2 protein-coding genes are annotated in these 12,745 nt (G+C 62.6%); both read left to right on the top strand.

What is annotated here, in order from left to right:
- The first annotated feature begins 507 nt into the window (after nt 1–507).
- A complete protein-coding gene (locus tag ACVOLR_RS16605; RefSeq protein ID WP_481537423.1) occupies nt 508–11,628 on the top strand; it encodes an SdrD B-like domain-containing protein in 11,121 nt (3,706 codons plus the stop codon).
- A 10-nt stretch (nt 11,629–11,638) separates the two neighbouring features.
- Complete coding sequence (locus tag ACVOLR_RS16600; protein WP_481537422.1) at nt 11,639–12,652, top strand: OmpA family protein; 1,014 nt, start codon at nt 11,639–11,641, stop codon at nt 12,650–12,652.
- Nucleotides 12,653–12,745: the final 93 nt, after the last annotated feature.

Here is a 12,745-nt window from a genome sequence, read left to right as displayed (position 1 = left end):
GGCGTGTCATGACCTGTCAAATGGGGTATCTCCGCATGGCCTCTGCCTGCGGGTATCTGCTCGGCGCCACAGGAAGGGCACTTCCTCGATCGGAGCATGCCTGTCGCAGCGGCATCGAGCAGGTTCAGATCCACGCGAAATGCGTGATGGTGTGGGCTGATCAATATGGGTGATCAAAGCAATGTGCGGGAGCCGATTGAGGCTTCAGTAGTGAAACTGCTACTTCGATAGAACTCTTGTGACAACTGGATGCTGAATACGTCTCGGGTTCTCAATAACGCGATCTTCCTTTAGGGAATGCACTTCAGTGTCAGAAGAATTGACATTGCCTTCACGTAATCCAATGCAAATCTCAGCCGGCATTCAGGCTCACCAAAATTGGGGACGAGGCATCACTGTCAGTGACGCATGCCTCGGGCTGTAGATCGTTCATGACGTGTTGGCGCCGGCGCATCGCTGCGATGTGCTGCGGATTCCTTCGTGTGGTGGAAGTTCTGGAGATTGGCGATGTCGCAGTTGCTGGGAGCGGATACTGCGGTACGGCGTGATGGTGTTGCTCGCCATTGGCTGAGATATTTTCTCGGCCCGATGCTGTTGCTGTTGTTGCTGGGCTGGATGCCGGTAGCTGCTGCGGCCAACCTGGAAATCGTGAGTCTCTCCGAAGCCGCCGACCCGATCCCTGCTGGCGGCGTCATCGACTACACATTGACCATTCACAACGGCGGACCGGAAGCGGTGCCTAACGCCGTTGCCGCGTTTGATATTCCAGCCGGAACGAGCGCTATAAACCTGCCCGGTTATTGCAACGTTGACGCTGTGGTGAGTACGCGTGTGGTCTGCGTCATTCCGCAGCCGCTCGACAACGATGATTCTTTCTCCATCAATCTGCAGGTAAGTACTGCAGGCTTGGGACCGTCGACGATCGACATCACGGCTGCGGTCGGTCGCCAGCCCGCTCCGGCCGCCAGCATTCCGCTTGGAAGCCTGCCCGCAAACGATCCCTTCTTCGCCGGGGACCCCAACGTAAACGACAACCTGGCCACGCAGAACACCACCTTGATACAGGCCGGTGATCTGGGCTTGAGCAAGACCGCCACACCTAATCCGGTGGTAGCTGGTGCTGAAGTTACCTACACCATCACCGTCGTCAACAATGGACCCAGCATCTCGACCAACTTCAATGTCGCCGACACCTTGCCAAGCGGGGTTACGTTTGTACCGGGTAGCGCGCAGAGTGTGAGCGGCGGTTGGACGTTCGTCGACCAGAACGGCACCCATGGCGGAGCGCTCGGTGTAGGCCAAAGTGCGAGCTATACCTTCAGGGGCAAGGTCAACGTCGCCAGTGGCAGCGTGGTCAACACCGCCACGGTCAACGCGGTGGGTACGCCGGATCCGAATGCCAGCAACAACAGTGACGATGTTGCCGTCGCTATTGCGGCAGGCGCCGACCTTGCAATTGGCAAGACCGCATCGCCGGTCCCGGGTCTGCCGGGAGAATTGATCACCTTCACCGTGACCGTTACCAATAACGGGCCAAGTCCAGCTGAAAACGTGTCGTGGAACGACCCGATGCCGGCCGGCTTTCTGATTGAAAGTGCGAGCACTCTGCCCGGGTGGAATTGCACCACCACCGGCGCGAATACACAGCGGGCCTGCTCCTTGCCGGCACCCGCAACGCTGGCAGTTGGCGCCAGCGCGACTTTCACGATAGTCGCCCGTGTGCCGCTGACCGGGCCCGGCAGCAGCGGTCCGATCAGCAACACCGCGGCAGTCAGCGGCAGCCTGCCCGATCCGGTCAGCAGCAACAACAATGGCACCGCCAATTTCACCGTACTGCCCAATGGCGCGGATCTGAGCTTGAGCAAGAGCAAGACGCCGCAACTGGCGCCTACCTGGCCTGGCCCGGGGGTCCCGCCGGCCAACAGCGGTTACATCATCACCTCCACCATCAACGTGAAGAATGAGGGCCCGGCGGAAGCGCTCAGCGACGTGCAGGTTGTCGACGTACTTGCTCCAGGCGAAGAGTACTTCCCTTCCAACACCGCGCCGTGGACCTGTACAGCTACAGCCTATGCGCCGCCTCCTTCGCGGCAGACCGTGACCTGTGACTTCACTGGTCCCTATCCGCTGGCAATGGGACAGAGCGCTGCCCCATTGAAGCTGCTGAGCTTCGCTCACCCCGATGCTGAAGGCTCCCCGCTGACCAACACTGCCTGTACCGGTGGTAGCGGCGGCTCGACAGGACCGGGCACCGGCAGTGGCCTGGGCGATCCGAACGGCAACAACAACTGCAACGGCGCCGGGATCACGCCTTCGCCGCTGCGTGCGGACCTGAGTATTGAGAAGCGCACCAATGGCCCGGGTGACGCCGACAACACCTTGCCAATCGGCTACACCGGCATGAGCTATACCATCACGGTGCGCAATGCCGGGCCAGATGCTACCCGCGGCGTGGTGATCGAGGATACGTTGCCGGGCTTTCTGCAGGGCGTCACCTCGGGCAGTGCGGTTGCGCCGCCTGGCTGGAGCTGTTCGGTCAGTGCTTCAGGCACCTTGCACTGCGAATCCGGGGCTACTCCGCTGCTTGCGAACACCCCTGTAGACATCGTGGTGAATCTGACGGGTCTGCTGGCTGACAGCGCTTCCAATCCGGCGGCAGCCTGCGGTGCGGTGCAGGCACCTGCCGGCGCATGGTGTAACACCGCAGGTGCGGGTATCGACCCATCGGTTCCGGGCGCGGCCGGCGAGATCAACCCCGGCAACAATACTGGCTCTGACTATGTGCGCGTACCCCGTGTTTCCAACGTCAAGACCGAGGCCAAGAGGATTACTTCCGGTGACCCAGCTCAGGTTGGCATAGACACGGTTTACCGCATCGAATACCGCAATGAGGGCCCGTCGCTGGCACCCGGTGTGGTGTTCCGCGATGTGATCAATCTACGTGCTGATGATCCGGGTTTCACCCTGGTGAACGACATCCGGAGTGGTGGCGGAACGTCGCTTTGCGTTCCAACTGTCACCGGTGGTGTGACCCTTTCACCGGGCAGTGGTGGCCTGCAGAACGTCACCTCCCGCGGCGCAGCAGCAGGCACGCTGGTGCTCACCTGCACGCCGTTGGATATCCCTGGCGGTCAGCAGCAAACCATGACGGTAGTGATCCGGCCTTTGGATGATCCCATCGTTGGCGGTGGCCTGCGTGTCTACAACAACACCGCTGACTTCTATTTCGATTTCAATGGTGATGGCGTCCCGGATCCGAGTGGCGGCACCGATGGCAGGGGCGACTACCAGTACAACAACATCGCTACGTCTGCCGATGATGAGAAGACGGCTACCGTGGCGGTGGGCGATGGTGATATCGACCTGGTGGTGAACAAGGACGACACCGGCTTCACCGGTGGCGTCGATCCTTTGCCCTACGACCCCAATGATCCCAGCTCGAATTTCATCAATTACCGGGTGACCGTGCAGAACCTCGGGCCGTCGGTTGCGAGCAACGTGACCATCACCGACACCATTACCCCGGAAGCGGGCAAGACGCTGCGCTTTATCGGTAGCTCGCCTTCGCCGGGTGGGCCGTTCACAACCATTCGATGCCCGCTGACCGCAGGTACCAACCCGACCACGGGAAGCGCGCTGACGGTGAAGTGCGAAGTGCCGGGCGCAGGCTTCCCTGGCATCGAGGTGGAAGGGCTGATTGCAGCCGGCGCCACCACTACGCTGTACCTGCGCTACCAATACCAGTCGCAGCCGGGGGCGGGTGGTGACGCGATCAACAATGTGGCTGTGGCCGCCGGCGCCGAGCCGGAAGTAAACCTGGGCAACAACACCGAGGGCGAAACCACCGCAATCCGCAGCAAGGTGGACCTTGCCATCAGCAAGCGAGCAGTTTCCAGACTCACTCCGCCGAATCCAGACCCCAGTGTTGCGCTGCCGCCCGTGCTGAGTTCGGTGTCGATCCGTGAGCCGTTCTACTGGGTATTCGACGTGGAGAACAACGGCCCCGGCAACAGCTTGTCGCGCGACCGCAACGGTTCCAGCCCACTCAATGGCACCGGTACGGTGATTACCGATACCTTGCCGCCGAACATGGTGGTTACCGGGACGCCCATCAGCTGGCGGAAGATAGGCCCGGACATCGCGACCTTGCCGGATGACCAACCCAACGGAACCGGCAATTGCACACAGAATGGACAGAACGTCACCTGCAACGTGGGCGATGTGACCTCCGAGGGGGCGAATCATGGTCGCGTGCGGGTGATCATCCCGGTGCGCTGGGATGTGATTCCTCCCGGCGGCAATGCGATCAATACGGTTGCCGTCGGCACCGAGCAAGTGGACACCAATGCAGGCAACAACACCGCTACCGCACCGATCAATGTCACCGCTTCCAGCTTGGCCGGTACGGTGTTCCAGGACCGCGATCGCAGTGGTAGCAATGGCGGTGTTCCGCAGGCCGCCGCAGTGGAGCCGCGCATCGGCAGCGTTGCGCTGACGCTGAGCGGTACCGATGAGTACGGCAACGCGGTCAGTCTCAGTACGACCACCGATGCCAATGGCGATTACAGCTTCGGCAATCTTTCTCCTTCCAATGCGAGTGGCTACAGCATCTTGCAGACACAACCGGTGGGCTTTGCCAATGGCCCGGTCGATCCACCGAATAGTGGGCCGTTCGCGCCCTCGTTTGGTGGCACCTATGCAGCGGGTGCGCCGAACTCCAGTTACAGCGCGATTGTGGTGCCGGTGGACAGCACTGGCGTGCGCTACAACTTCCCGGAGTTGAACAACGCGCGTCTGGCCGGCTTCGTTTACGTGGATGCCGACTTCAATAATCTGCTTACCGTGGGTAGTGACCCGGCGATTGCAGGCGCAACTGTCGAGCTGTTGGACGCAGCCACCTCGGCCGTGTTGCAGACCACTACCACCGATGCAGCGGGTGCCTATCAGTTCATCGATCTGGACCCCGCCCGCACCTACACCTTGCGCGAGCCGCTGCCTGCGGGCATGTACCGGAACCGCGCAACAGCGGTCAACCCGGGCACCATCAACGGTGCGGCATGCACCAGCGGCTGCGTACCTGGAACGGCGCTGGCGGGCGACGCCAACACTACCGACCGCATCAGCCAGATCAATCTCAGCTTGGGTATCGGTGCCAGTGAAGGTTTGAACTTCAACTTTGGCGAGGAACCAATCGGCGCGTCGCTGGCTGGCAAAGTATGGCTGGATGCCAACAACAACGGCGTCATAGACAGTGGCGAGACCGGCATCGCCGGGGTGGATATTGTCCTGAGCGGTACCGATGCCAACAATGCAACGGTGGCGTTGAGCCAGTCCACCGACGCCAATGGTGCTTACCTGTTCGCCGGGCTGTTGCCAGGCACCTATGTCGTCACCGAGCCCGACCAGCCTGCAGATACCCTCAATGGCATCACCGTCGCTGGAAGTAGTGGTGGCACCGTCACCCCGGTAGCCGCGACCCCGTCAGTCATCAGCGCCATCGTACTGGCCGTGGATGAGGCCAGCATCGACAACAACTTCGGCGAGATCGCCATTTCGTCGATCGCCGGGCGCGTGTACTACGACAACAACAAGAATGGCATCATCGATGCTGGCGAGTCAGGCATTGCCAATGTCACCTTGCAGCTCACCGGCAACGATGATCTGCCCAACGCACGTGCAATAGTGCCGCCGCGCAGCGTGGTCACCGATGCCAACGGTGCCTATCTGTTCGACGACCTGCGCCCGGGCACCTATACCGTTACCGAGCCCAACCAGCCACCGGATACCACCAACGGCATCACCACGCCGGGTACCGTCAATGGCGCAACCATGGGCGTTGCCACCCCGGTAAGCACGGTGCCATCGGCGATCAGTGCGATCACCTTGGCGCTGGGGCAGAACTCCATCGAGCAGAACTTCGGCGAGGTCGCCGATACACCGGACCTGGTGGTCAGCAAGAGCGCCGACCCGACCCGTTTCACCGTCAACAACGCGGCTACCTACACCGTACGTGTCCGTAACATCGGGCCGCAGCCAACGGTTGGCAGCTATCAGGTGGATGACCGTCTGCCGACCGGCGTGACCCTGGCCGCTACGCCGACTGGTAGCGCCTGGAGTTGCACCGGAGCGCCCGGTGCCGATCGTTTCAGCTGCATCAGCAGCACCGTTCTCGCCAGTGGCGTCACCTCGCCTGATGCCATCAGTGTGAGCGTGGCGGTGGGCGCAGCGGCCGCAGCGGCATCGCCGATCCATAACGCGGTGATCGTGCGTGGCGGTGGCGAAGATGCTGACCACGCGCCGTCCCCGGCCGAACAGGGTGCCTTTGATGGCGATGTAACCCAGCTGCCGATCTGCGACCCGGCCATCACCCAGAACGCCTGCCGGTTGATGACCCAGGTGCAGGAAGCCGCATCCCTGTCCGGCACAGTCTGGTTCGATATCGGCAGTGATGATGCGCAGCTCGATGCCGGCGACGTACGCCTGCAGAACTGGACCGTGGAGCTGTTCGACCCGGTCAGCAACACAGTCATCCGCACTGCCAACACCGGCGCCGATGGCAGCTACCGTTTCAATGATCTGCTGCCGGGCACGCGCTTCGATGTGCGCTTCCGTCACCCGCAGAGCGGTGTGTTGTGGGGCTTCCCGGTGACCGGCGAAACTGCAGCCGGGCCGCCTGCGCCGTGCGATTCAAGCAGCGCGATTGCCAATGGCACCAGTAGCACCTGTCGCATCGACAGCGACGGCATCACCCAGCTGGAAGTAGTGCTGCGCGCTGGCGAGAACCTGCCGCAGCAGAGCCTGCCGGTAGACCCCAGTGGCCTGGTCTATGACGCAGTGACCCGCAACCCGGTGCAGGGTGCGATCGTGACCTTGGCGCCGGTCGGCATGTGTGCCGGTTATGACCCGGCCACCGGCGTGCTCAATGGCGGGCAGGGCGGTTACAGCATCAGTGGCAATCAGATCTCGATGACGGTTGGCAGCGATGGCTACTACCAGTTCCTGTTGGGGCCGGCTGCGCCCAGTCGCTGTGAGTTCCAGCTGACGGTGACGCCGCCGGCCGGCTATACCTTCCGCTCGGCGCTGATTCCTGCTGAAACCAGCAGCCTGTCGCCGCCCGACATATCCGGCACTACCTACAAGGTGCAGCCGCAGGCGACCGCACCAACCGCACCGGTTGGCACAGGCACCCAGTACTTCCTGGGTCTGTTTGCTGGCTCGGCCACGGCCAATATCGTCCACAACCACTTGCCGTTGGATCCGGCGGTGGCACCGGGCCTGGTGATCAGCAAGACCGGTGACAAGCAGGTGGTCGAGGTGGGTGACACGATGCTGTACACCATCAGCATCCGCCAGACCGCCGGCGAACCGCTGCAGACGGTGAACGTCATCGACAATCTGCCGCCGGGCTTCACTTACATCAACGGCACGGCGCGGGTAGACGGTGGCGGCATTGCCGATCCGTTCGGCAAACCCGGTCCGCGACTGGTGTTCAACGTCGGCAGCATCCGCCAGGGCCAGCAGAAACTGCTGACCTACCGCGTGCGGATCGGCGTGGGCGCTATGCAGGGCGACGGCATCAACCGCGCCCAAGCGCATGGTTGCTCCACCGAAGGCGGCTGCGTCGACCCGGGCACCTTGTATCCCTACCCGGGCGGTGTGACCTCCAATCCTGCGCAGTATCGCGTGCGTGTCACCGGTGGCGTGTTCACCGATGAGGCCTGCGTACTGGGCAAGATATTCGTGGACAGCAACAACAACCACCTGCAGGACCGCGAAGAAATCGGCATTCCGGGCGTGCGCTTCTACTTCAATGACGGCACCTGGATGGTGTCCGACTCGGAAGGCAAGTACAGCTACTGCGGCCTGGCGCCGAAGAGCCACACGCTGAAGGTGGATGCCAGCACCTTGCCGCGCGGCTCGCGTCTGACCACCAGCAGCAACCGCAACCTCGGTGATGCTGACAGCCTCTTCATCGATCTGAAGAACGGTGAGCTGCACCGTGCCGACTTCATCGAAGGCAGCGGTTCCAACGAAGTGCTGGAACAGGTCAAGGCCCGCCGTACGCAGGGCGAAATCGGTGCGCCGGAAACGGAGCTGCCGGGTCTGCCGCTGAGCTTCCAGGCGCAGCCCTTGCGTGCACCCATCGGCGCTACCGATTCGGCAAACCAGATGCCGGGCATTGTTGCCCCGCGTGGCACCGTGCGGCCGGAACCGGCGCAGCGTGGTGTTGGCATTGCGGCTGAGCAGTCCGGCAGCATGGCGGTCGCCAACACCACCGATGGCGGCCTGCCGGCAGCGTCGGTTGCTGCCAGCGCGCAGGGTGGCCCCAGTGCCGGAGAAGTCGCGACGCTGGGAGACAGTCATCGTTTCGACGGTGCACTGAGCTCCAGCCCGATTGCCAACCCGCAGTCGCTGGGTTCAACCGATGCGCCGCCGCAGGCGATCAACATGCAGTCCGGAGCGGTCGACTACAGCGTCAATGCTGATGTGGACACGCTGCGGGTGGATGTGGACCGCGACGGTGTGCCGGCCGATGGCCAGTCGCCGGTGCATGTGCGGGTGCAGTTGCTGGGAGCAGATGGCAAGCTGCTGCCGGGCAAGCGCTTCGCCACCATCGAGTACAGCGGTGGCCGGGTACGCTTGATCGGCGGCCGCACCGACGAGCTCGGACCAGGTCGTCTGGACGCCGACCGCGGCACGCCGGGCATCCAGTTGCCGGTAGAAAATGGCAGCGCCGAGTTCGACCTGCTGGCACCGGACGTGCCGCAGGACGTGCTGGTACGCATCACCTCGGGAGGCGTCACCGCCGAGAACACGGTCAGTTTCCTGCCGGAGATGCGCGAGCTGCTGGCGACCGGTCTGGTTGAAGGCATCGTCAACTTCCGCAACGGTGCCAGCTTGGATACCGCCCGCCGTGATGATGGCTTTGACCGCGATATCCGCCGCTGGGAGCGCAGCTTCAACAGTGGCAAGGCCAATGCCGCCGCACGTACCGCCTTCTTCGTGAAGGGCAAGATCAAGGGCGAGTACCTGCTCACCGCCGCCTACGATTCGGACAAGGAAGTACGTGGCCGCCTGCTGCGCGACATCCAACCGGAAGAGTTCTATCCGGTGTATGGCGACTCCTCGCTGCGTGGCTTCGATGCACGCTCGGCCGAGCGCCTGTACGTGCGCATCGACAAGAACCGCAGCTACATGATGTACGGCGATTTCCAGACCGGCGACACGCTGACCACGCAGACCGGCATCAGTGCCAGCGGCAAGGCGGTGATGCGCAGCCTGGGCACCTACAACCGCACCGCCACCGGGTTCGGCTGGCACTTCGAAGGCAAACGGGTGCGCGGCAATGTGTTCGCCATGGAAGATTCGCTGCGGCAGGTGATTGACGAGTTCCCCAGCCAGGGCAGTGGCCCGTACGCATTGCGCAACAGCGCTGTGCTGGAAGGTAGCGAGCGGGTGGAAGTAATTACCCGCGACCGCAACCAGCCAAGCCGCATCATCAATGTGCGTGGTTTGGGGCGGCTGATTGATTACAGCTTCGAGCCGTTCTCCGGGCGCATCCTGCTCAACAGCTTCCTGCCGGCCTTCGACAGCGAGTTGAACCCGATCTCGCTGCGGGTGACCTATGAGCTGGACCAGGGCACGGAGAAATTCTGGGTGTACGGCGTTGATGCGCAGTTCCGCGTCAACAAGTACATCGAGGCCGGCGGCTCCTTTGTGAACGACGAAAATCCGTTCGCACCGTTCAAAATGGGCAGTGCCAACCTGGGATTCCGTTTCGGCCCCAACACCTGGATGGTGCTGGAAGCGGCGCGTACCGAAAGCGAGGTCAACACCAACTCGATCAACCAGTACGCAACGCCTGGCTTGCAGAACCTCAGCGGCGACATCAGCGGCAATGCTTACCGGCTTGAGTTCGCCCACGACGGCAAGGCCTTCGATGCGCGTTTGTTTGCCGGCCGCAGTGACCCGGCGTTCAACAACCCGTCCTCGCCGCTGTACGGCGGGCGCGGTGAATACGATATGGAGTTGAACTGGACGGTCAATCCGCGCTTCCAGGTGTACGTGGAGGCAATGCGCAGCGAGGACCGCAATCCCGATGGCGGCGACCGCGATGCGGCCGGTGCAGGTGTACGCATTGACGCGACCAAGCGGCTGACGCTGGATCTTGGCGTACGCAGCATCCGCGAAACCATCGGTGCCTACTCGCCGTGGTCGACGCTGCCGCCGTTCGGGAGCACTGGCGGTCTCAGTGGCGGGTTTGCCACGGGATCGGCCGGCGGGGCGCTGGGCTTTGGTCAGCAGCCGCTGGACCCGCTTACCGGCCTGCCAATCATCCGCAGTGGCGGCACGATGCCCACCAGCAGCTTGCCGATCGGCACCAAGCTGGAATCGGACAGCGTGCACGTTGGTGCCGGCTACAAGGTCACCGATAAGCTGGTGCTGGGTGGTGAGTACGAGCAGGACGTCAATGGCGAAGACCGCAACCGGGTAGCCCTGGGTGCTGACTACCAGCTGCGCGAGCGTAATCGGCTATACGGCCGTTACGAGAAGCAGACCGGTCTGACCAGCGCGTACGGCATCACCACTACCGATAGGGAAAGTGATGCGCTGGTATTCGGTGTGGACAGCACCTACCTCAAGGACACCCAGGTGTTCAGCGAGTACCGCCTGCGTGATGCCATTGCTGGGCGTGATGTGCAGATGGCGTCGGGTATCCGCAACGACTGGAGCGTGCGCGAAGGCCTGCGCCTGAGCACCGCCGCCGAGCACGTCAAGATATACGACGGCGACAGTGGCGATTCCACCGCGCTGGCCTTGGGCCTGGACTACAGCGCCAACCCGCTGTGGCGCGGTGCCATGCGCCTGGAGTACCGCATCTCCGGCGATGTGGACAGCACGCCAGCCACCAACGAGGAGTTCAACACCACGCTGTTCCAGCTGATGTGGGCACGCAAGCTCAATCGTGACTGGACGCTGCTTGCGCGCAACTACCTGCTGGCCACCGACTACAAGTCACGTGGTGATGTGATGCAGGATCGCTTCCAGCTCGGTGTCGCCTACCGCGATACCGACAGGAACCGTGTCAATGCACTGGCCCGGTATGAGTACAAGCTGGAGTCGGACAAGAGTGGCATGGGTATCGACGGCGCCTTGCAGCAGGATGTGGGTCAGGACATCCGCACTGCAGCGCATATCGTCTCCACCCATGCCGACTGGCATCCGTCGCGGCCGTGGTGGCTGACGGGGCGCATCGCTGCCAAGTGGCAGAAGGACCGTTTCGCATACAACGACGGTAGTCGTGTTGAAGACAGCTTCCGAGGCGTGCTGTTGTCGGGCCGTATCGTGTACGACATAACCGAGAACTGGGATGTCGGCGTGCTCGGTACCACCTTCCGCGGCGACTACGGCAGCAACCAGTACGCCTACGGCATGGAAATAGGGCGCTTGCTGCGGCAGAACCTGTGGCTGTCGGCGGGCTATAACTTCGTTGGCTTCGAGGCTGACCGGGATCTGGCCGGTTACGAGTACACCGACGAAGGCGCCTTCATCCGTCTGCGTTTCAAATTCGACGAAGATCTTTTCCGTCGCGACGACAACCGCTACCGCAAGCCGGCGCAGCATTGAGGACCCTGACATGACACCTCGTCGTACGCGATTGATGATTGCAATACTGCTGAGCGCGGCCTGCACGGCGCCGTTGTTGGCGCAGCAGCCCAGCGCCGGGCAACGTACTGAGTTGTTGCCGCAGAAAGCGCGCATCACCGACGAGGCGCTGTACGCGGATCATTCGCGCTACCAGGCCACCCAGGACAGGATCCAGGCGCTCAACGACGGTGGCCGCCCTGTACGCGATTACCACCTGTCCAAGGCGCAATGCTGGTTGGATGTGTCCTTCCACGAGTACAGCCGCAATGACCGCAGCGACTTCCCGCAGCTGGCCTTGGATGAGTCGGTCAAGCTGATCGATGGCATGGAGCGGGGCGTCTCACCGATGCCAACGGATACCCCGTTGGTGAATGACGCACGCCGCCTGCGCGAGGATCTGTGGCAGCGATTGCGCGTAATCCACGGAACCCCGGGGTTTGAATGTGCGCAGCAGGCGGTAGCCTGTGGCGAAGTGGAGCTGGTGCATGCCGGCAACGAATTCAACCAGCAGCAATGGCGGCACTCAAAGCCATATATCCAGATCGCCGAAGACCTGACCAACGACGCCGAAGCCCTGGCGCGCCAGTGTGAGGTGGAGCCGGCAGTCGTGCCGCCGCAGGAGGCGGTGCTCACCGCCAACGTGGTGTTCGATTTCGACAAGGACACCCAGCGGCATATCCGTCCGGAATCGCTGCGTTCAGTGGACGAGGTATTGCGTCGTGCCAGTGAAGAGAAGCGGCAGATTACTGGCGTGCAGCTGATCGGCCACGCCGACCGTCTGAAAGGCCCAACGGATCAATACAACCAAGGCCTGTCCGAACGCCGCGCCCAGACCGTTCGCCAATACCTGATCGGCAAGGGCATCGCTGCGGACTCGATCAAGTACGAGTGGCGTGGTGACAGCGAGCAGGTGCAGGCCTGCGACGGCATGAGCGGGGCGAAGCTGAGGGAATGCCTGCTGCCGAACCGTCGGGTTGAGGTGAAATTCAAGACCTCACGTTGAGTCCTGCTCGGGCAAACCGGGGCAAACCGGGGTGAGAGATTGGTTTTTTTTGGGGACACCCCCCCGCGCGCCGGGTGGGGGTGGAGCCCAGCT

The organism is Stenotrophomonas sp. STEN030 (assembly GCF_056759995.1).
Note: the sequence above shows the minus strand (reverse complement) of the source record. Positions and strands in the feature narration are given on the sequence as shown.